The organism is Neobacillus cucumis (genome assembly GCF_016908975.1).
GTDB classification, from domain to species: Bacteria; Bacillota; Bacilli; order Bacillales; family Cytobacillaceae; genus Neobacillus; species Neobacillus cucumis.
In genome coordinates, this window is sequence record NZ_JAFBEX010000010.1 from 47309 (window position 1) to 68569 (window position 21261).

The window sequence follows — 21261 nt, forward strand, 5'->3', positions numbered from 1 at the left end:
TTGAGATTGGTAGTTTTTTCAACATATGTACGCATTTATTAAGAGAATGAATGCAGCAAAATTGCTGAAATGTAAGTATGAGCACTCTTCTTTTTTCCTATACCATAAAAACTTAAACAAAGGGAGATACATGTATGTCAACTTTACGTGAAGAAGCATTAAGGATGCACAAAGAAAATCGAGGAAAGTTGGGTGTTCACTCAAAAGTCGCAGTAAGTAATGCAAACGATTTAAGTCTTGCGTATTCACCCGGTGTTGCTGAGCCTTGCTTAGACATTCATGAAGACGAAAGTAAAGTATTTGATTACACGATGAAAGGAAACCTCGTTGCCGTTGTATCCAACGGAACAGCCGTTTTGGGCCTTGGAAATATTGGTCCGAAAGCTGCGATGCCGGTTATGGAAGGAAAAGCATTGTTATTCAAATCGTTTGCCGATGTAGATGCATTTCCCATTTGCCTTGATACAATGGACCCCGATAAAATTGTCGAGGTGGTTAAACTATTACAACCCACTTTTGGCGGAGTAAACTTGGAGGACATCGCAGCACCGCAATGCTTTGAAATTGAGGATCGCTTACGAAAAATCTGCGATATTCCCATTTTCCATGATGACCAACACGGAACAGCTATTGTAACGGCAGCCGGATTAATCAATGCTCTGAAACTCGTTAATAAAGACATTGAAGATATACGTGTCGTAGCAAACGGTGCCGGTGCGGCGGGTGTAGCGATTGTGAAGCTTTTGCTCCATATGGGGGTAAAGGATGTCATCCTATGTGATACAAATGGGATTATATATAAAGGACGTCCTGCCGGAATGAATCCATTTAAAGAAGAAATGGCCCGCATCACCAATAAAGAACAAAAACAAGGGAAACTAGCGGATGCACTAATGGGAGCGGATGTGTTTGTTGGCGTATCAGCGGCTGGTTCCGTGACCAAAGAAATGGTCCGTTCCATGAACCATCATCCGATCATTTTTGCCATGGCCAATCCCGTACCAGAAATTATGCCAAGGGATGCAAAAGAAGCTGGGGCACTAGTTGTTGGAACAGGGCGCTCTGATTTCCCGAATCAAGTCAATAACGTTTTGGCATTCCCTGGAATTTTCCGTGGCGCTTTAGATGTTCAGGCAATAGAAATCAATGAAGAAATGAAGTTGGCTGCCGTGTATGCCATTGCTGGATTAATTTCAGACGATGAACTTTATCCCGACTATGTAATTCCTGATCCATTTGACCGCCGGGTAGCAGCCCATGTAGCAGCTGCTGTTGCTAACGCTGCAATGGAAACGGGTGTTGCACAAAAAAATGTAAATGTTGAAGAAATCAAAAGGCGTCTATTACCACTAGTTGAAGAAAAACAACCTGCTTTATTATAATTCTAAAAAAGGAGCACTAATAGTCTTATCACTATTGATGCTCCCTTTTCTTGTTGATTATTTTTTTTTAGTTTTTCCCTTAATTTAGAAGCTCGTAAACTTCTGTATCTAATTTCTTGGCAAGTTCCGGATTGTACGTTTTTTCGTATTCAGGTTCAACCGTCACCTTACCACCATAAAACATGACATTCTCCACTTCCTCAACATCAATCGTAACCACACAAAACTTCATGGTCTTCTCGATTACTTCGGACACAGTAGCCTTACCGCGTACTGAATAGCAGCTTCCATCGCCAATCATCCCTACAATGACAGTAGGATTGCTTTGGATATTTGTAATACTAGATGCTTTAGACCCAAGTGCTATCTTTATTTGAGTGCCTTCTGAATTCGCATTTACCCATGAAACGACACTCAATTGCGGAAGTTTAGTTTCTGCATCCACCGTAATCAACGAAACCATCTTTTCTCCCTGCAAAGAAGAAGCGAGCGCTGGGCTCAGACGATCTAAAGTTTTTGTCATTATGAATCTCTCCTTCTCTCTATTAATATTCCACTTTTACCGGAAGACCAAGCTCAAGCTTGCCGAACAGTTCTCCGACCCAATCAAAATTGAAAGCCGTATGTTGTGCTCCAGCATGTATATCCCGCCAAAACTGTTGTAGAGGATGGCTCTCCGCAGAAGCGGCAGCCCCACTACTAGTATAAATGGTTTCTATCGCTTCCGTACACATTTCTGCACAATACGCATAATTACAGCGTAAGCGTACCCGTTCAGGATAATCCATTACCCGGCCTGACTCCACTAGTTCCAAAGATTTATGAAGAAGAGCATCAATAGCTTCAATTTTCGCCGCTACCTTTGCGAGTCGAATTTGTTGATGGGTTAAGTTCGCGACTGCTCCGCCGCCCCTTGTTTTATTTTTTCCAATTACTTGGTCACGCCAAATCTCATATGCTCCTTTGGTTGCTCCAAGAATGACGGATAAAAGCGTAACTGGCATTACAGCTGACAATTGGATGCGGTAAAGTGGTGCTGTATTCAAGTCCATCCCAGGTGATACACCTTGAAGGTTCCATGGTTCCAACTCCATTGTTCTATGGTCCGGAACAAAAACGTCGGTTAACTGCAGTAAATTACTGCCTGTTCCTCTCATGCCAATGACTCGCCAAACATCTATCACATGAAGATCTTTTTTTGGAACGAGGAAATATAAAACCTTGGTTTCTTCTCCATCTTCCGATACTGGGGCTGGGGCACTAATCATGACCCAATCACAGTGATTGATCCCTGATGAGAATCCCCATTTGCCGCTTAGCTTATATCCTCCATTTACACGGCTGATTGTTGCATCCGGACTTGGATTAATCGATGTAGCAAGACAGGCATCAGGATTGTTTTGCCACACATCTGCTTGTGCCCGATTTGGAAAAAAGGCCAGCATCCAGTTATGCAGGAGCAGGAGAGAATAGCACCAACCTGCAGAAGCATCACCTTTAGATACCTCAATAGCAGTATCCGCTAATGACTTCCAATTGAGTTCGTGACCACCCCAACGGCTCGGAACCAAGGATCGAACCAAGCCCGATGAAATGAATTCTTGAATGGTTTCAGGGGGCTGATGTCTTAATTCTTCACCAAGATTTGGCCGCATTCGTAGGGAAGCAGACAATTCCTTTGCACGTTCGATCGCTTCCTCATATGAGAACTTCTTTAATACTTCATTCATTTTCTCATCCTCCTCTGGTTTATTTTTCTAGGTTCGGTGTACCATACGTGTGAAAAGTGGATGGCAGCGGTGACCCCCATGCTAAGCCCTTTTTCCTTTCCTCCGTTGTCCAGGTAACCGTTTCCCAATCCGGTGTTAAGATGAGAAAACCGCCTGAGCAAACCTCAATTCGATTACCACCAGGTTCATATACGTATACAAACATCGTTTGCCCTGCGACATGTTTATTAGGAGGAGCTTCAATGAATATTCCATTATCTAGAAATATATCTGCTGCCCGGAGTACCATTTCAGCACTCTCCACTTTGAATGCTGCATGATGGAAGCGACCTTGAGAGCCTGATTTATCAAGTGAAATGGCAAGGTCATAGGATTTATTAGTTACGTGAAGCCAAGCCGTTGTTTGTTGACCTTCATCGGTTATGGCTTGTTCACTTAGTCTGAATCCGAGTTGATTTTGGAAAAAACTGCTGTCGGCATCGACATTTGAGCTGAACAAATTAATATGATCCAGCTGTGTCACCGCGGCTCCTTTGGCTGAAAATTTTTGAGGCTGATTTTTCAACCCTGGCTTTAAGTGATCTGGTCTTACATATTTATCTGCCTCATAAAACACTTCTAAAACATGCCCATCAGCATCGGTAAATTGGTAGGAGCGACCGTGTGCGTAGTCCCCATCTGTCCAACCAATCCCGTATCCGCTTTGCTCAATATCATGTACACGCCGCTCAAGTGCCTGTTGTGAATAGGTTCTTAATGCCACATGCCCTAAACCAGCCTGACTTGCTTCCGTGAGTTTCAAGCTGTATAACTGCTGGTCCCCCCAGCCGCGAAGAAAGACTGATTGTCCTTCGCGATGGACGATTTCCATTCCAAGTAAATCGCGGAAAAATTCTAGACTCTCGGATGGTTTAGGAGTTAATAATTCGATATGGGCTAAGTGGGCAATATCTCGTATAGGTTCATGATTGGTGGTCATTCTTTAGTCACCTCCACAATGGTAGTCTCAATTGCACCAATGCCAGAGACTTCAACCTTTACTTTGTCTCCATGCTGTAAAAATTTGTTTTGTGCTTCCCCGACGCCACCAGGTGTACCAGTAAGGACGATGTCTCCTGGCTCCAAAGTAATGATGCCTGATAAAAACTCAACAAGATGATTGACATTGAACAAAAGCTGTTCTGTATTGGATTTCTGCCTTACTTCATCGTTAACGGTTAATGAAATATCCAGGCAGTGTGGATTCGGGATTTCATCCTTTGTTACTAAGACAGGTCCAAGCGGAAGGCTCTTATCGAGTGTCTTTCCTTGCAGCCATTGAAGGGTTCGTTTTTGCATGTCGCGAGCTGTGATATCGTTCGCTACGGTGTAGCCGAATACATAGTCCAAAGCATCCTCATATGGAATGTCTTTTCCTTCTTTCCCTATCACGAACGCTAGTTCTGCCTCGTAATCTAGTTTTTTAGTCAAATTTGAATTTAGCGGAAAGATGTGGTTTGGACCGGTAATCGCTGTAGCAAATTTGGCAAAAATCACTGGGTGGACGGGAAGATCACGCTTCATTTCAAGAATATGATTCTTGTAATTCAATCCCACGCAGATGATTTTATTAGGTTTTAATACAGGTGCTCCGATTTGGACATTTTCTTTTTGATAAAGGGCTGATGTTTGTGTTGGATTCTCAAGGGCATAGGATATTGCTTCCTTAGCGGTCTTTAACGCGAGATCTCCACCTGCAATAAATTGTGTTGGGTCAGCTGGTAATAAAGCGTTCGCAATTTCTATTGCTCTTTCCTGCCCACTTTCATTTAAAAGGTCGATATAGGCTTGCTGTGGGTCGACAATGGTATTCTCGTCGACAAGAACGCCAAGTCGTAGCGGATTATTGTTTGTGGAATAGGTTAGTAATTTCATGGAATCTCCTCCTTATGTTTAACAACAGTGTGTTTTTCTCTTTAAATTAATGATAAGGCAGATTGATTTCTTTTTGAAATACACATATTGAATTTGAGAAATCACGATTTCTGATTTTTAAGTTTAAATAATGTAAATAACTGTGTTCCCACATCAATCTATGAAGGACACTTCTTATTGGGATTCCAGCAATTATGTCCTTCATTTTCAAAAGAAAAAGTAAAAAAAATACCCCGCCTAAACGGAGTATTTATCGACCTTTGATCCAATTTTAAAAAGGTGTCTTCGAAAAAATGATTCTACTAACTCAAATATTCTCATACTGCCATTCTCTATTTGCTCGAATTCACCTCTTCCAGCCTTACGAAGGGTAACTTCCAAAGGCTGTTCATCTAGATCATTTTTATTAAAAAATGCATGACCCAATCCTTCAATCAAACAAAGCGCAGCTTCATTTCCATTTTCAACGAGTGCCCGATAAAGCAGCTCACTTTGATGTACAGGTACAGCTGTGTCATTCTTCCCATGTAGAATAAGAAACGGCGGTATCTTGTTATCAATATATGTGATAGGATTCGCCTCACGGACAAGATGAGGAACCGTTTGAATAGGTGCTCCCAGCAATTGTGACTCACGAGAATTTGGGTCGGTATGGCGCTCAACGTAATTTAGACGATTGGATTCCGGATCATCAGAAGGTGTAATCTCTGATTCGTCTTCCATCTGCAAGAAATCAGTTGGACCATAACCATCAACAACAGCCTGTACCTCACTCGAAAAATCTGAATTTCCTAACTCTAAACCTTCTAGTCTACCAAATCCTGTCGTACCCGCTAATGCCGCCAAATGCCCGCCAGCCGAAGAACCCCAAAGACCTATTTTACCACTATCAAGACCATACTCATCTGCAACCGAACGAAGCCAACGAATGGCTGCCTTTACATCATGAATCTGTGCAGGAAAAATGGCTTCACTACTTAAGCGGTATTCAATGCTTGCCATAGCATAGCCCTGCTCTGCAAATCTCACACGGAAATCCGGTCCTAGCTTTCGATCACCAATTCGCCAACCACCGCCGTGCAGCCAGACAATCACTGGCACAGGTCTTTCCGTTCCAATAGGTAAATAAAGATCCAATAGTAATGGTTTTCCATTTGGTGCAGCAAATTCAAGATCAGCTATTACCTTTACTTCATAACGATCGTTCATTATTAATGGACCTCTTCGACGGCAGCAGGCGGAGCACCAGGCGGCTTACCTAATAATTTTAAATCAAGTTCATGAATTCGCTGGATAACCCGGTCAAACCGATACGGAGCCGGATCACTTGGGAAGATTGGATGTTCGTAAGGATCGCCAAGAATACGGAAGAAATCTTCAAATTCCCCTGGGGTCAATAATCCAAAGAACTTCGTATAATGGGCATCACAGCGGAAGCGATGAGGCGTATTGGCCGGTACATAGGCAAAATCACCTGGTAATAAATGCAACTCTTCCCCATCCACCCAAAGAGTCATTTCTCCTTGTAAACACATAAATGTTTCGTTCGTTAATTCATGTGCATGTTCACCAATAGCTTGTCCTTTTGGTCCTTCAGAAACCAGTACAAGAAACTTGCTATCTGTTGCGGCTTTGGTCGTTAGGAGTGTATGTACAGTATCGCCGCTAAGAAGATGGACTCCTCCTCCAGATTCCAGTACATATGGTTGAACCTCCTGTGGAATTGAGCTGCCGTTAACCCATTGTGGTAAGCCATCTATTGGATGACTAGTGACGAACTTAATATCAATACCAGTAGGGATTTGCTTAAAAATATCAGAGTTTAAGAGGTTCGTTGGAACTGGAGGGCGTTCAAACTTCGTAAATGGCTCTCCAATTAAGGAATATAGCTTTGCGACATGACCGTTAATAGTGAACGAATAGAAGCGTGTTCGATGGCTTTGCATCCGATAAGAATGGACAGTGCCTGCCGGAATACTTACGTAGTCACCTGCTGTTAATAAATATAATTGTCCATTCAGTTCTACTTCAAGTCTCCCATCGAGTACCATAATGCCTTCGTGGGCTTGTTCATGGACATGTGCAGGAAAACTGTCCCCTTTACCTCCCCATAATTGTACAATCTCCATCATATCACCAGTGCTATCTGTGGTCGCAACAATAGAGGCTACTTGGGTACCGAAAAGATATCGCTCTCCCTCTCCATTTTTAATAAAATATGGTTTCTTCTCGTTAGGTAACTTGCCAACGACTTTTAGAACCATCCTATTCACTCCTTATCACAATTCCTAATATTATTAAGCGCTTTCAATATAAAACATAATACGAATGAAGAAAATTTGGAAATATAGGTATTCGATTTCTGTAATCATGATTCTGCATTAATGATTATTCTGCTATGTAAGATGACTTTTTAAAGTAGATTACAAGTTGTATAGAGATATAACCTTAAAAGTTATCTTATAATTTCGACTACTTTCTACTTCTTATGATAAAATAATAATAATTAAATAACAAGTGAGGACCCTATGGATATTCGCCAATTACGCTATTTCATTACTGTAGCAGAGCATTTAAATTTTACCAAAGCAGCCAATCAACTTTACGTAGCTCAATCAGCCATCAGCCATCAAATTGCCGATTTAGAGGACCAAGTCGGTGTGAAGCTATTTATTCGAAATAAACGCTCCGTCCAGCTTACACCTGCTGGGGCTGTCTTTTTAAAAGAAGCGATGGAAATCGTGGAAAAAACGTCAGGAGCGATTGAAAAGGCCCAACAAACAGATGCCGGTGTGATCGGAAGTCTATCAATAGGTTTTCTAAGTGTTCATGTGCGCGGTTTTTTACCAGAAGTAATCAAACGATTCCGTGTGCTTTATCCGAAAGTAGAATTACATTTGAATCACTATCCTAGTAAAATGCTGAAAGAAGCGTTAGAAGAAGGTGAACTGGATATTGCGCTAACCCAGCCTTCCGGGTTGCATCGAATAGAAGAAGTTGAGATCCAAACCGTAGCAAAAGAGCGATATTGTGTAGTCATGCATAAAAATCATCCGCTAGCAAATCAACAAAAAATCAAGCTTACTGATCTTTCCATTGAGCCGTTCATTATCCATAATCGGCATGATTCCCCTATAGGTTCCTATGAATTTATCGTCCATTTATGTGAGCAAAACGGTCTCACTCCAAGAATAGTGAGTCAACCGCGGTTTGTCGATACGGTTCCAATACTAGTTGAATCGGAAATCGGAATATCGATTTTGCCTAAAAGCTTTGAAGCAGTATCTAGCCATTCTCTTCGCTTTATCGAAATTGACGGACTCGAAGGACATGATTTTGAACTCGTTGCAGCATGGAAGAAGAACAATTTGAATCCTTCTATACCAATTTTTTTAGAGGTATTGGCGAACGAAGGATTAACAATCTGAATTTACAAAAGTAATATTTTATAAGGTTAGCCAGAATTTTATCTGGTTGACCTTTTTTATATGGTCTTATCATATCAATAGAACGTCGCACCTGTTGAAGTAAATTCCATTTTGCCAAACTGTTCACCCCCTACTTAGATCATACTTTTTACGAAAATAAGCTCCATCTAAACTTATTTCCTCTTAATTATTTCTGTAACAAAGACATCCCCTCTTTCATCTTAATGGGGGTTTTTATAAATCATAGAAAGGGTATTATTTAAGAGATTAGAAGCAATTATAAAAGAGGATGTGATCAGTAATGCTTACCAAAAAACAATTAGATACATTAAAAAGGATTCTTGAGGAGGAAAAACAGGCAATTAAACGCCAAATGAATCGTAACAGTAAGTACAGTAATAGGGATACAAGCATGAGGGAAACTGTCGATGAATTATCGGCTTATGACAACCATCCTGCTGACCTAGGTACTGAATTATTCGAGCGTGAACGAGAATTCGCCTTAGAGGAACACCAGGATAAAGAGCTTGAAAAAATAAATTTTGCACTATCGGCCATTAGAAAGGGGATTTATGGAAAGTGTCAGGTTTGCGGAGAAGAAATTCCTTTCGAACGGCTGGAAGTTCTTCCTTCAACCTTACATTGTGTAAATCATTCTCAGGAAACATCCGACAGAAATTATCGCCCAGTTGGGGAAGAGCTCTTAGAGCCACCCATAGTTTATTCCTTCTGGCATGATCTGGTCGATATTCAAGATAGTTATGAGGAAGTCGCCATGTTTGGAACGTCGGAAACTCCTTCCGACTTTGTTGGGGATTATAATAGCTATAATGATCTGTATATCAAGGGAAAAAACGAAGAATTATATGCTGAGGATTATGAATCATATTCTGCTACAGACATCACGGGTCAGCAAAAATACGTTTTGCCGTCCAGAAAGTTAGAAGAGTACAAGGAACTGCTACAAAGAAAAGGGATTGAATCCAAAATTGGAGATATTCCATATAAGAAGAGAGACAGCTATATAGATGATAAGAAAACAGAGTCTGAATAATTCAGTCTCTGTTTTTACTAGGTCTTAAGGTAATTGAGCAGCCAAATCCCTACTATAATACTAATTATCATTCATCGTTTTGTTTTATAGTGTTCATCAAGTCCGCAGGTCCATCTTTCGTACTTATAATTAACATATGCCTAACATACTTCATACAATATTCAAAAAAAACGGAGTTGAACTTCATGGCGAAATGGATTGATGTATCAACGTCAAAACATCAATTAAAACTTTTTGATCGTCACAGGCTTTTAAAAACTTACCCAATTGCAGTTGGAAAGATGTTGGCACCAACACCTACAGGAACATACACGATTATCAACAAAGATCCTAATCCTGAGGGACCATTTGGAGTCCTTTGGATGGGATTATCAAGACCACATTACGGTATTCATGGAACCAATAATCCATCCTCTATAGGTAAGAATGTCTCGCATGGTTGCATTAGAATGTTTAATCATGATGTTCTGGAATTATCATCTTTAGTTCCTATTGGTACTAACGTTTTTATTCATAAATGAATCAATAATTCTTTGTATCCAATAATAAAAAGGAAAAAAGACAAGCTTCTTAGAATGTCCCTTTTCCTTTTATTTAATCTATTAAACTTTTATTAAAATTCGGGACAGGATTTCTTCAATTCCCTTTTTATCTTGTAAAGGCAGCAGGTACTCCGCCATCAACTGTTAACATACAGCCAGTAGTGCGATCTGATTTTGAAGAAGCAAAGAATGCAATAGATTCAGCAATATCGCTTGGATAAATGTTAACCAGTAATGTCGTACGTTTACGATAGTGTTCTTCTAATTGGTCAGGGTGAATGCCGTATGCTGCAGCACGTTCTTCACGCCATCTTGATCCCCAAATAGCTGAACCTTGAAGAACTGCATCCGGAAGAACAGAGTTTACGCGAATGCCAAACTCGCCGCCTTCTGCTGCAATACATCTTGCTAAGTGTGTTTCAAGGGCTTTTACAGAGCTGTATGCTGCTGCATTTTTTCCAGCATACACAGAGTTTTTAGAACCGATAAATACCATGTTACCGCCAATGCCTTGATCTTTCATTTGCTTGAATGCTTCGCGTGCAACTAAGAAGTAGCCTGTACCTAACACATTCATGTTTAAGTTCCACTCTTTAAGTGTTGTTTCCTCAAATGGGCTAGAAGTTGCAAGACCTGCATTGTTAACAATAATATCTACACCGCCAAATGTTAATGCTGTTTGATCAAATGCAGCTTGGACCATTTCCTCACTTGTTACATCCATCTTAACAGCAAGCGCACGGTTAGCACCAAATTGTTCATTAATTTCAGCCGCTACTTTTTCCGCACCTTCAAGATTTAAGTCAGCTAGCACAACGGCAGCTCCTTCAGATACAAGACGACGTGCTGTTGCACTTCCAATTCCGCCTGCTCCTCCAGTAATAAAGGCTACTTTTCTAGAAAATTCTGCTTCCGCTGGAGCAAGAGATAATTTATATAACTCTAATGGCCAGTATTCTACATTGTAGGATTCGTTTGCACTTAGAGAAACAAAGTTTCCTAATGTAGTAGCACCCTTCATAACAGCGATGGCACGGTGGTATAAGGCGCCACTGATTCTTGAGTTTGTAACGTCCTTACCAGTGTTCACCATACCAATACCAGGGATTAGGATAACACGTGGTGCTGGTTCAAACATTTTGTCGCCTTCATTTTTATTTTGCTCAACATATTCTTGGTAAGATTGCTTAAAGCTAGCAACTCCTTCTTTCACACTAGCAATTAAAGCTTCAACATCTTTTGATTGTGGATCCCAATTCACATAAAGTGGAATCATTTTGGTATGAACTAGATGGTCTGGACACGCTGCACCGATTTGTGAAAGTTCTGGTGCATTGTAGCTATTCACAAATTGAAGTACATCTTCACCACGGTCGTAAGTTAAAAGCATTTTCTTTTCGTCGCTTACCGCGCCGCGGATAACTGGCAATACTTTTGCTAGAATGCTAGTTGCTTCTTCATCAGAAAGAGATTGATATTTTTGGCCGCCGAATACAGATGCTTCATCAATTCTTTCATTAATAAATGCTTCTGCTTCATTGATAATTTGAATTGTTTTTGCGTATGCTTCTTCAGAAGTTTCTCCCCATGTTACAAGGCCGTGTTTTTCCATTAATACTAGTTCTGCATTTGGGTTATTTAATACTCCCTGAGCGATCATTTTTGAAAGAGTAAATCCTGGGCGAATATATGGTACCCAAACAAAACGATTTCCAAAAATCTCTTCGGCTAATTGCTTACCATTGTCTGCACAGCAAAGGCTGATGATCGCATCTGGATGTGTGTGGTCCACATGTTTGAAAGGTAAGAATGCATGCAATAATGTTTCAATTGATGCTCTTGGGTGCTTGCTGTCGATCATACAATGTGAAAGATAAGCAACCATGTCTTCGTCAGTCATTTCGTCACGTTCGAATAATGGACGAATGTCTTCTAAATTAAGACCAGTAAAATTCTTTGCTTTCATTGTTGCTAAATCGGAACCGCTTCCTTTTACCCACATAACTTCAACATCACGGCCTCGGAAATCCTTTTCAATTGTCTTCATGGAAGTGTTACCGCCGCCATAGTTACATACCGCACGGTCAGATCCAATTAAATTTGAACGATATACTAATTCTTCTACCCCTATTGTTACTTGTGATGCTGTTTCTTTATTCCAAAGATTCTGTACCATCCTAAATCCTCCGTTTGTTTTGTTTTTATGTTTGTTATCTTCTGTTTTTATTATAATATATATTTGTTTATTTTTGAATAGAAAGTTCATAAATCTTTCACTTTTTTTGAATATTTTTGTTTGCCCGAGTTTTTACCATAAAAATAGAACAAACTGTCCGTTTAAATCCTCACTTACTTGTGATTCGGTTTACCGTAATACATCAAAATGAGGTTCTCTTGGATATTTGACTTCCTTTTAAATAAGATGTCTTGTCCTTAATCGGGGAACCAGCAGGTAAGGGAAAATAAGCGGAGATTTTACGCTTAAATGCAGAATGGAGCTCGTTTCGTAGGAAATAAGCGGAGGTTTTCCGCTTATGCAAAGCAAAATCCCGCATTTTCACGTTTTTCGAGTCAATTGGCAGAATATCTCCGTCTATTTAGGCATTTTTTTGATTGGAATTAATAATTAAGTGGAATTTTTCCGTCTATTAATCAGAGTGGACTCTCTTAATCCCAGATGAGGGGGAATCAGCAGCGTTTTATCGAAGTTAATGAAATTCCGTAGAAATCTTGATAAATAAAAAAAAGACGTATGCCAATTCATACGTCAATTCTTGTGCCTTTTAATAAGCAATCACCCGAAAACGGGTCCTTTAGTTATATTATAGGTCGTTTATGACAATATAAGTCGCTTTTACCGGTCCGTGTACACCCACAACGAGATTTAACTCAATGTCGGCCGAATTACTTGGTCCAGTAATAAAATTAATACACGAGGCGACATGACCTGTTTTTTGGTGTATGTCTCGCATTTTTTGAGCAGCTTGTGTCATTCTTGCTACAATCGAACTCTTAGGAATAAGGGCAATATACGTTGCCGGTAAAAAGCTTACCGTACGACCTTTATTTTCATCACTAAATAACACAACCGTTCCTGATTCGGCTAATGTGATTTCGCTGATAGTAATCCCAACATTAGCCTTCTCTGCTTTCGTAATATTTTCATCACCTTTCAGATGATCCCATTCATACACATCGAAATCTTGTTTTGGCCATTCTTGTTTCATGAGCGAATCAAGTCCCCACTGGGAAAAGCGCTCATCTTTCCAGGTGACAATCGGCCCCCCGCCATAATTAGTGACCACTTCATTAAGGGTTGATGATAGCTCGCTCATATCAGTTGTATAAATAGTGGTATGAATTTTTTTACACTGTTCTTTTAATACTTCTAACAATTCATCTTGTGTCGCATCTTTCAAAACCTCATCTTGGGGACGAAAATTCCAGTCAGGCCTCTTAACAGGTGTAGAAATGCGCCCGCGTCCAAGCCTTGTTGCAATTTGATTTAAAAAGGCCTCACGATTTTGTATGGTTCCTGCCATGACTATTTGCCCCCTTTTTCACGATTATTAAACCAATCTCTGAATCTTTCTTTATTTGGTGCTGGGAACTCCCGGATATCTGTCCAGGCTTTTAATGGTCCAGGTCCTTTGGAAATTTTATCGCCCACTGTAAAAGGATTCATTGCTGTAGGAGCGATTTTCGATCCAATTTTATAAAGCGTTGGCGAGGCTGCGCCTAAGCCAAATGCCTTCATGGCTAGTTTTTCTGAAATTGGTGCCTTTCCTTCCTTCTCTACAATTACTTCACGATGTTTATGAAGAAGGTTGTGCAGCGGAATCTTCACCGGACATACATCGGTACAAGCCCCACAAAGTGTCGACGCATATGGAAGTTCTTTATAATCATCATAGCCGCCTAACAATGGTGACAAGACCGCTCCAATTGGTCCTGCATAAATGGATCCATAGGAATGGCCTCCGACATGACGATAAACGGGACAAACATTAACGCATGCTGCACAGCGGATACATTGCAAGACTGATTGAAACTCGCCGCCTAAAATATTGGACCTGCCGTTATCTACAATGACAAGGTGGAATTCTTCTGGACCGTCAACATCCAATTCCTCCTTAGGACCAGTCAGTACCGTAATATAACTGGTTAACTTCTGTCCAACCGCACTTCTGGTTAATAAGGAGACGAGCACTTCCATCTCTTCAAAGGTCGGGACAATACGCTCCATTCCCATAACGGTAATTTGGGTTTTCGGTAGGGCCGTAACTAAATCAGCATTTCCTTCGTTTGTTACAAGACTAAATGATCCTGTTTCAGCAACAGCAAAGTTACACCCGGTAATGCCAATATCTGCTGTCAAATATTCTTGACGTAGTGTCTCTCGTGCATGCCATGCTAGTTCTTCTGGTTTGGAAGTCTTTGTATAGCCTAGCTTCTCCGTGAACACATCGCGAATTTGCTCCTTGTTTTTATGTAGTGCAGGAACGACAATATGAGACGGTGGATCGTGATCATCTACCTGAAGGATATATTCCCCAAGATCCGTTTCAATCACTTCGCAGCCTTCTTGTTCTAACATGGCATTCAAGCTGATTTCTTCCGTGACCATTGATTTTGATTTCACAATTTTTTTGGCATTTTTTTGCTGAACGATGCCCCGAATATAATCATTGGCCTCTTCTTTAGTTTGGGCAAAAAAGACATGCCCACCCCGTTTAGCGACATTTTCACTTAATTGTTCTAAATAATAATCTAAGTGTTCTAAGACATGCTGGCGAATTTCTTCCCCATGTGAACGCCAGTCTTCCCAATTTCCAAGCTCTTCAGCAGCAACACGTCTTTTCACACCCATTCCATCTTGCGCACCCGCCACTGCTCCGCGCATAAAGGAGTCATGAATCCCCTTATCAACGCGTTCCTTAAATTGCTGGTCGCTGATTTTCATTGCCATGCTATTTTTCCCCCATTCCTAGTTCTCTCGTATTTGGTCACTAAAAATTCTATTAGCGGCTGTTTAGTACTTCAGCAATATGCAGAACCTTAATTGGCTTTCCTTGACGATCAATCCGCCCACCGATATTCATCAGACAGCCTGCATCTGCACCAATTAAATAATCAGCCTCTGTTTCTTCTACATGACAAACCTTTTCATCGACCATTTGCTCAGAAATTTGCGTCATTTTCACCGAGAAAGTTCCACCAAATCCGCAGCATTGTTCTTTTCCAGGCAGTTCAGTAAACTCTAATCCTTGGACATTATTTAGAAGAATCATCGGTGCCCGTTTAACACCTAGCAATCTTGTCATATGACAAGAGGTATGATAAGTCGCTTTTCCTTCAAATTTTGCCCCAACGTCTTCAACCTTTAAAACATCAACAATGAATTGAGTGAGTTCATACGTTTTCTCGGCCAGTTTTTTGGCCTTTGGTTCCCAAACGGGATCTCCTTTAAAAACGTGTGGATACTCGTGGAACATAAAGGCACATGATCCTGATGGTGACACCACATACTCAGCATCTTGAAATGTATCAATCATCCGTTTCATGGCCTCTTTTGATTCTTTCGTGTAACCGCTGTTATAAGCTGGCTGGCCGCAGCATACTTGTGACTCTGGAAAATCAATCTCACAACCAAGTCTCTCCAGCAGCTCAACTGTTGCTTTTCCTACATTACTTTGGAACATATCGACAAGGCAAGTTGCAAATAAGCTCACTTTCATTTTTAATCCATCCCCTTTATATGAAGCTAAAAAGCCTATTTTATTTGGTTTGTATTTTTATTTATTTTTGTTTTTATTATATTATATGTTTGTTTATTTTTGAATAGTTATGTACTTAAAATAAAAAAATTATCGATAGAATCTTACCTATCGATTTTAAAAAATTATTAAAATATTAGAGCAATACGCGATTTCTTAAAAATTTAGCTCTATTAAACTTGGCAGTTGATTTCCGCTGCAGGCGCTCGCTTTCCGCTCCAATCAACAGAGTATAAAATCAACAATTTTGTTTAACAGAGACAAACATTAAAGGATTTTTTCATAATAGATGTCTCTTGCTTCCTTGACTTTTTGAATATACTCTCTTGCATTCTCGGTGATTTGGGCATAATTCCCAGACTTTGCAGGAGTAATTAAATTTCCTCCAACGCCCACTGCCACACATCCATTTTTTATCCACTGATGAACATTATCCAAGCTGACGCCGCCCGTCGGCATGATATTTACTTGTGGAAGAGGAGCTTTGATCGCTTTAATGAAATCGGGTCCATAAGCGTTCCCTGGGAATAATTTGATAATATCTGCACCGTACTCTAATGCCTGCTTCATTTCAGTAATGGTCATACACCCGGGCATATACGGGACTTGATACAAATTACATAATTTGGCGGTCTCTTTATCAAAGCATGGACTAACAATAAATTTGGCACCAGCCAAAATCGCAATCCGTGCTGTTTGTGAGTCGAGAACGGTACCTGCACCGATGACTACATTTGTATTCGCATAAACTTTGGTTAATTCCTTCAGAACGGATTCTGCATTCTGGATGGTAAAAGTAACCTCGATTCCTAATATTCCGCCCTTTATGCACGCTTCCGAAATAAGAAGCGCTTCTTCCTTGGAATCCGCTCTTACAACGGCAACTACTCCGCACTCGGTTATATTTTTAATTACATTAAATTTCTCCATACAATCCTCCCTAAGGCACTATAAAGTTACTCCGCTCTTAAAAATAGCCATTTCTCTAAAATCGTTTTTTTCGTTATTAACAAACCGGCCGTTTGCTACCTCAAGAATATATTGAACAAAATCCTCTAAAACTTGGTCAGGTTCTACTTCATCCTCAAGTAAAGTCCCAGCATTAAAGTCAATCCAGTGAGGCTTTGATTCATAGATTGCTGTATTAGTAGATACCTTTATCGTTGGAACAAAGGTTCCAAATGGCGTCCCCCTCCCAGTGGTGAACAAAACTAGTTGGCAGCCGGCAGCTGCAAGCGCGGTTGAAGCAACCAAATCGTTGCCTGGTGCACTTAGTAGGTTTAAGCCTTTCTTTTTCAAAACTTCCCCGTATTTCAACACATCGCATACCGGAGAGGAACCTGCTTTTTGCGTGCAGCCAAGCGATTTATCCTCTAGTGTCGTTATTCCCCCTGCCTTATTTCCTGGTGAAGGATTTTCGTAAACTGGCTGCTCATGTTTAAGAAAATATTCTTTAAAATCATTGATTAGGTTGACAATTTCATGAAATACTTCTTCATTTTCTGCCCGTTCCATTAGCAAGGTTTCTGCCCCAAACATTTCGGGAACTTCAGTTAGTACGGTCGTTCCACCATGAGCAATTAGGTAGTCTGAAAATCTACCTAAAAGGGGATTGGCAGTTATTCCAGAAAAACCATCTGAACCACCGCACTTTAAACCGATTTTTAATTCTGATAGAGGGATTTCCTCCCTCCTATCATGCTTCGCGGCAGCATGGATTTCTTTTACTAACTTAACTCCTTCTTCTATCTCATCTGTCACTTCCTGAGAGATTAAAAACTTAACACGCTTTTCATTTATGTGACCAAGGGCTTCTTTAAATAACGGCAATTCATTGTTTTCACATCCGAGACCTAAAACTAGGATTCCTCCGGCATTCGGATGGTGGACTGCATTGGCCAAGATTCTTTTTGTATTCTCATGGTCATCGCCAAGCTGCGAACATCCGTAATTGTGCTTTAAAACTAGGACATTATCAAAAGGACTAATATCCCCTACTTCTCTCTCAAAGCGTCTAATAATCTTTTCAGCAATTCCATTTACACAACCAACTGTCGGAACAATCCACAGCTCGTTTCGGATTCCCGCCGTTCCATTTTCTCGTCGATAGCCTTGAAATGTGAGGTTTTCTTTTTGATAAGAAATTTCCGTATGATTAGGAACATATTGATATTCCAATGAGCCCGATAAATTGGTTTTCGTATTATGGGTGTGGACTAATTGGCCTGGCAAAACATCCACTATCGCATGGCCGATTGGATACCCGTATTTAATAACATGGTCGCCCGCCGGGATTTTTTTTATCGAAATTTTATGTCCTCTATAAATATCTTCATTCAATTGAAACACGGTCCCATTTACAGATATGTCTGTCCCCTTTTTCAGGTCTTTTAATGCTAAAACTATATTATCTTTGTCGTTGATCTGCAGATAGTCCTTCAAAAGAGCCCCCCCTATTGAATGAATGTTGCCGTTACTTCCTTCAGGGCAGCTTTTATCCCATTGGAGTCGATTGATTGAAGATTCCTTGCTATATCCTGAGTTAATCCTGGAATGATAGTAAGATCCATATCCCAAAGTTGTTCTTCAGCAAGTATCGTAGCGGCAAATTCATTTAGATCGATTTGATTTTTTTCATATTTCCCCCATAGTTCTTTAAAGAGTTTCAGAACTTCAGGTTTGTCATCAAGTATGATTTCATCTTCTCCTCTTTTTCCTCTGTAAAAATAGAAAAGGGAACTAAGTGAGAACACGAACAGTTTAGGTGGCTTCCCCATCCTGTTTACATATTCTAATAGAGTAGGCAGATTTCTTGTTTTGAACTTCGATAAGGAGTTCAGGGATATGCTTAATAAAAAGTGCTTAATAAAAGGATTTTTAAAACGTTCCAAAACTGCAATAGAATATTCTTCAAGCTCTGTCAGTGAATAATCAAGTATAGGCAAAATTTCTGTGTGGATCATTTCTTTAATAAATTCTCCAACCACGTGATGATTTACTGATTCTTCTACCGTATTTAATCCATATAAATAGGCTACTGGCATCATTGCTGTATGGGCACCATTTAAAATTCGAACCTTTTTGGTCCTGTATGGAGTTAAATCATCCACAATAATGGTATTAAGTCCTGTATTTTCAAAAGGAAGCTCCTCTTTAAGCCATTCTGGACCCTGAATGACCCAGCTATGATACTGCTCTCCAACCACTATAAGTTCATCCTGATAGCCCAGTTCCTTTGTTAATTGATCAATAGAATCCTTTGGAAATCCAGGTACAATTCGGTCTACTAGGCTAGAACAAAAAGTGTTTGCGTCATTAAGCCAGTCAATAAACTCTTTTTCAAGTTTCCAGAGGGCCGCTAATTGAAGTACCACTTCTTTAAGAACCTGACCATTATTTTCAATCAACTCACATGGAATAATAATACAGCCTTTTTCCTTGTTTCCAGCGAATGCCTTAAATCGGTGGTAAAGGAACGCTGTTAACTTCCCTGGGAAGCTTTTTGGTGGAACATCCTCTAATTTATCCGTAGGATCAAAGACAATTCCTGCTTCCGTTGTATTTGAAATGATATACCTCAAATCTTGACTCTCTGCTAAGTGAATATATTGGTTATAGTCTTTAAAAAGATTAATCCCCCTGTTAATTGAATCAATCACCATATGCTCATTAACCGGTTGACCATCCTTTATTCCTTGCAAATAAAGAGTATATAGTCCATCTTGGCCATTAAGCCTGTTTATTTTATCGAAGCCGCGCGGCTGTACAACTACAACACTTCCATTAAAATCAGCTTTTTGATTTAATACATGAATTTGCCAATCCACAAACGCTCTTAGAAAATTACCCTCTCCAAACTGAAGGACCTTTTCCGGATACTCCTGATCATTTTTATAAAGGGCTCTTGACAGTTTTTGCATTTCACACAATCTCCTTTGGTTGCAAACAAACTACTATACTCCTTAATTAAGTATTGCTATATCTTTTCAGTTAATAAGCTTCGTTCTTGAAATTGAAAATATTCCTTTGCATTGTTATAGGCAATTCCTTGCCCAATGCTGCCTAACAATTCTAGGTCGTAAGGAACTTCACCATTTTCAACCCATTCACCAATTAAATTACAAACAATTCTTCTGAAATATTCATGGCGAGTATAGGAAAGAAAGCTTCTGGAGTCCGTCAGCATTCCAATAAAGCGGCTAAAGAGGCCTACATTTGATAACGCCTTCATTTGATCCAGCATTCCATCCTTTGTATCGTTAAACCACCATGCTGTTCCAAATTGGATTTTGCCGGGAGTCATTCCATCTTGAAAACTATTAATTAAACTGGCTATTACATAGTTATCCTTTGGATTTAATGAATAAAGAATGGTTTTGGGAAGTTTGTTTTCCCTATTTAACGCATCAAGCAATTGACACAGTGGCTTTGCGATTTCCTGATCATTCATTGCATCATACCCCGTATCAGGACCAAGTACCTCAAACATTTTCGTATTATTATTTCGAAGGGCATTTATATGAAATTGCATGGCCCAGTTTAATTCCGCATATAACCCGCCTAAGTAAGTTAAAGTAAACGTTTTATATTTCTTTTCTTCCTCCATTGAAATCTGATTACCTGCTAATCTTTTAGCAAAAATACTGGATGCTTCCTCCATTGTGGTGTCTAAATAAACCATTGAATCAATCGCATGGTCTGAAACTCTCCCACCTAAAGAATGGAAATAACGCACTCTCGACTCTAGGGCAATAAGGAATTCATTATAGTTGTTAATCGATTGACCAGAGGCTATTTCAAGCTTTTCCACCCACTCCAAATAGCCGTCCCTATTAATTTCCAATCCTTTATCTGGCCTGAAACCAGGCAAAACACTTACAGGAAAATCACTTTCTTTTAACAATAGATGATATTCTAAGCTGTCAACAGGATCATCCGTTGTACAGACAACCTTAACATTTGACTTTTCAATCAAATCTCTTGCTCCAAATCCTTCAGAATTTAGCTGGGCATTTACTCTATTCCAGATTTCAGGTGCGCTTTTTTCATTCAATATTTCTTCAATACCGAAAAATCGCTGAAGCTCTAGATGGGTCCAATTGTATAATGGATTTCCTATGGTCATAGGTACTGTTCTTGCCCATGCCAAAAATTTATCAAAGTCACTGGCATCTCCAGTCACGTATTCCTCCTGTACACCATTTGCCCGCATCACTCTCCACTTATAATGGTCACCATATAACCAAGCTTCTGAGATGTTTTTAAATTTTTTATTCTCATAAATTTCCTTTGGGCTTAGATGGCAATGATAATCAATAATTGGCATGTCACGCACAAAATCATTAAATAGCTTGATAGCGACTTCACTTTTTAGTAAAAAATTAGGGCCCATAAATTTTTCCATAATGACACCTCTTTCTTTTTGCTAATTTCT

Annotated in this window: 18 protein-coding genes; 4 read left to right on the forward strand and 14 right to left on the reverse strand. The window is 39.9% G+C overall.

Going from position 1 to position 21261, the window contains the following annotated elements; translation table 11 throughout:
* The first annotated feature begins 134 nt into the window (after positions 1 to 134).
* Positions 135 to 1382, forward strand: a complete 1248-nt coding sequence (gene ystJ, locus JOC76_RS14680; protein ID WP_205178676.1) for an NADP-dependent malic enzyme — start codon at positions 135 to 137, stop codon at positions 1380 to 1382.
* Between the two features lie 79 nt (positions 1383 to 1461).
* Here the strand turns inward: ystJ and JOC76_RS14685 are convergent, their stop codons facing one another.
* The 6 genes from JOC76_RS14685 to JOC76_RS14710 form a co-directional block, all read right to left on the reverse strand.
* A complete protein-coding gene (locus JOC76_RS14685; protein ID WP_205178678.1) occupies positions 1462 to 1905 on the reverse strand; it encodes a PNPOx family protein in 444 nt (147 codons plus the stop codon).
* Positions 1906 to 1927: 22 nt separating this feature from the next.
* Complete coding sequence (locus tag JOC76_RS14690) at positions 1928 to 3112, reverse strand: acyl-CoA dehydrogenase family protein (protein ID WP_205178680.1); 1185 nt, start codon at positions 3110 to 3112, stop codon at positions 1928 to 1930.
* Between the two features lie 19 nt (positions 3113 to 3131).
* Positions 3132 to 4091 carry a VOC family protein gene (locus JOC76_RS14695; protein ID WP_205178682.1) on the reverse strand — a complete coding sequence of 320 codons (960 nt, stop codon included), beginning with the start codon at positions 4089 to 4091 and terminating at the stop codon, positions 3132 to 3134.
* A complete protein-coding gene (locus JOC76_RS14700) occupies positions 4088 to 5026 on the reverse strand; it encodes a fumarylacetoacetate hydrolase family protein (RefSeq protein WP_205178684.1) in 939 nt (312 codons plus the stop codon). The genes JOC76_RS14695 and JOC76_RS14700 overlap by 4 nt, the downstream gene beginning before the upstream one ends.
* A 237-nt stretch (positions 5027 to 5263) precedes the next feature.
* On the reverse strand, positions 5264 to 6235 hold the full coding sequence (locus tag JOC76_RS14705; RefSeq protein ID WP_205178686.1) for an alpha/beta hydrolase: 972 nt from the start codon (positions 6233 to 6235) through the stop codon (positions 5264 to 5266).
* 2 nt (positions 6236 to 6237) lie between these two features.
* A complete protein-coding gene (locus JOC76_RS14710; RefSeq protein WP_205178687.1) occupies positions 6238 to 7290 on the reverse strand; it encodes a quercetin 2,3-dioxygenase in 1053 nt (350 codons plus the stop codon).
* A gap of 264 nt (positions 7291 to 7554) precedes the next feature.
* Between JOC76_RS14710 and JOC76_RS14715 the strand changes: the two genes are divergently transcribed.
* The 3 genes from JOC76_RS14715 (at position 7555) to JOC76_RS14725 (ending at position 10029) form a co-directional block, all read left to right on the forward strand.
* On the forward strand, positions 7555 to 8454 hold the full coding sequence (locus JOC76_RS14715) for a LysR family transcriptional regulator (RefSeq protein WP_205178688.1): 900 nt from the start codon (positions 7555 to 7557) through the stop codon (positions 8452 to 8454).
* Between the two features lie 301 nt (positions 8455 to 8755).
* Positions 8756 to 9508 carry a TraR/DksA C4-type zinc finger protein gene (locus JOC76_RS14720; protein ID WP_205178689.1) on the forward strand — a complete coding sequence of 251 codons (753 nt, stop codon included), beginning with the start codon at positions 8756 to 8758 and terminating at the stop codon, positions 9506 to 9508.
* Between the two features lie 185 nt (positions 9509 to 9693).
* Positions 9694 to 10029 carry a L,D-transpeptidase gene (locus JOC76_RS14725; RefSeq protein ID WP_205178690.1) on the forward strand — a complete coding sequence of 112 codons (336 nt, stop codon included), beginning with the start codon at positions 9694 to 9696 and terminating at the stop codon, positions 10027 to 10029.
* Positions 10030 to 10156: 127 nt separating this feature from the next.
* Here the strand turns inward: JOC76_RS14725 and JOC76_RS14730 are convergent, their stop codons facing one another.
* From JOC76_RS14730 to uxaC, 8 genes are all read right to left on the reverse strand, one after another.
* Positions 10157 to 12226, reverse strand: coding sequence for a bifunctional aldolase/short-chain dehydrogenase (locus JOC76_RS14730; RefSeq protein WP_205178691.1), 2070 nt, complete (start codon positions 12224 to 12226; stop codon positions 10157 to 10159).
* Positions 12227 to 12872: 646 nt separating this feature from the next.
* Complete coding sequence (locus JOC76_RS14735) at positions 12873 to 13592, reverse strand: LutC/YkgG family protein (protein ID WP_205178692.1); 720 nt, start codon at positions 13590 to 13592, stop codon at positions 12873 to 12875.
* 2 nt (positions 13593 to 13594) lie between these two features.
* Positions 13595 to 15019 carry a LutB/LldF family L-lactate oxidation iron-sulfur protein gene (locus JOC76_RS14740; RefSeq protein WP_205178694.1) on the reverse strand — a complete coding sequence of 475 codons (1425 nt, stop codon included), beginning with the start codon at positions 15017 to 15019 and terminating at the stop codon, positions 13595 to 13597.
* A 52-nt stretch (positions 15020 to 15071) separates the two neighbouring features.
* Positions 15072 to 15788, reverse strand: a complete 717-nt coding sequence (lutA, locus tag JOC76_RS14745; protein WP_205178696.1) for a lactate utilization iron-sulfur protein LutA — start codon at positions 15786 to 15788, stop codon at positions 15072 to 15074.
* 306 nt (positions 15789 to 16094) lie between these two features.
* A complete protein-coding gene (locus tag JOC76_RS14750; protein WP_205178698.1) occupies positions 16095 to 16757 on the reverse strand; it encodes a bifunctional 4-hydroxy-2-oxoglutarate aldolase/2-dehydro-3-deoxy-phosphogluconate aldolase in 663 nt (220 codons plus the stop codon).
* Between the two features lie 18 nt (positions 16758 to 16775).
* Complete coding sequence (locus JOC76_RS14755) at positions 16776 to 18269, reverse strand: UxaA family hydrolase (protein ID WP_205178700.1); 1494 nt, start codon at positions 18267 to 18269, stop codon at positions 16776 to 16778.
* A gap of 11 nt (positions 18270 to 18280) precedes the next feature.
* Positions 18281 to 19747: a tagaturonate reductase gene (locus JOC76_RS14760; RefSeq protein WP_205178702.1), complete on the reverse strand. Its 1467-nt coding sequence runs from the start codon at positions 19745 to 19747 to the stop codon at positions 18281 to 18283.
* Positions 19748 to 19803: 56 nt separating this feature from the next.
* Positions 19804 to 21231, reverse strand: a complete 1428-nt coding sequence (gene uxaC / locus JOC76_RS14765) for a glucuronate isomerase (RefSeq protein WP_205178704.1) — start codon at positions 21229 to 21231, stop codon at positions 19804 to 19806.
* Positions 21232 to 21261: the final 30 nt, after the last annotated feature.

Excerpts from the sequence above, each read along its gene's own strand:
- ystJ (WP_205178676.1), top strand. The coding sequence starts at position 135 with ATGTCAACTTTACGTGAAGAAGCATTAAGGATGCACAAAGAAAATCGA.
- JOC76_RS14685 (WP_205178678.1), bottom strand. The coding sequence starts at position 1,905 with ATGACAAAAACTTTAGATCGTCTGAGCCCAGCGCTCGCTTCTTCTTTG.
- JOC76_RS14690 (WP_205178680.1), bottom strand. The coding sequence starts at position 3,112 with ATGAATGAAGTATTAAAGAAGTTCTCATATGAGGAAGCGATCGAACGT.
- JOC76_RS14695 (WP_205178682.1), bottom strand. The coding sequence starts at position 4,091 with ATGACCACCAATCATGAACCTATACGAGATATTGCCCACTTAGCCCAT.
- JOC76_RS14700 (WP_205178684.1), bottom strand. The coding sequence starts at position 5,026 with ATGAAATTACTAACCTATTCCACAAACAATAATCCGCTACGACTTGGC.
- JOC76_RS14705 (WP_205178686.1), bottom strand. The coding sequence starts at position 6,235 with ATGAACGATCGTTATGAAGTAAAGGTAATAGCTGATCTTGAATTTGCT.
- JOC76_RS14710 (WP_205178687.1), bottom strand. The coding sequence starts at position 7,290 with ATGGTTCTAAAAGTCGTTGGCAAGTTACCTAACGAGAAGAAACCATAT.
- JOC76_RS14715 (WP_205178688.1), top strand. The coding sequence starts at position 7,555 with ATGGATATTCGCCAATTACGCTATTTCATTACTGTAGCAGAGCATTTA.
- JOC76_RS14720 (WP_205178689.1), top strand. The coding sequence starts at position 8,756 with ATGCTTACCAAAAAACAATTAGATACATTAAAAAGGATTCTTGAGGAG.
- JOC76_RS14725 (WP_205178690.1), top strand. The coding sequence starts at position 9,694 with ATGGCGAAATGGATTGATGTATCAACGTCAAAACATCAATTAAAACTT.
- JOC76_RS14730 (WP_205178691.1), bottom strand. The coding sequence starts at position 12,226 with ATGGTACAGAATCTTTGGAATAAAGAAACAGCATCACAAGTAACAATA.
- JOC76_RS14735 (WP_205178692.1), bottom strand. The coding sequence starts at position 13,592 with ATGGCAGGAACCATACAAAATCGTGAGGCCTTTTTAAATCAAATTGCA.
- JOC76_RS14740 (WP_205178694.1), bottom strand. The coding sequence starts at position 15,019 with ATGGCAATGAAAATCAGCGACCAGCAATTTAAGGAACGCGTTGATAAG.
- lutA (WP_205178696.1), bottom strand. The coding sequence starts at position 15,788 with ATGAAAGTGAGCTTATTTGCAACTTGCCTTGTCGATATGTTCCAAAGT.
- JOC76_RS14750 (WP_205178698.1), bottom strand. The coding sequence starts at position 16,757 with ATGGAGAAATTTAATGTAATTAAAAATATAACCGAGTGCGGAGTAGTT.
- JOC76_RS14760 (WP_205178702.1), bottom strand. The coding sequence starts at position 19,747 with ATGCAAAAACTGTCAAGAGCCCTTTATAAAAATGATCAGGAGTATCCG.
- uxaC (WP_205178704.1), bottom strand. The coding sequence starts at position 21,231 with ATGGAAAAATTTATGGGCCCTAATTTTTTACTAAAAAGTGAAGTCGCT.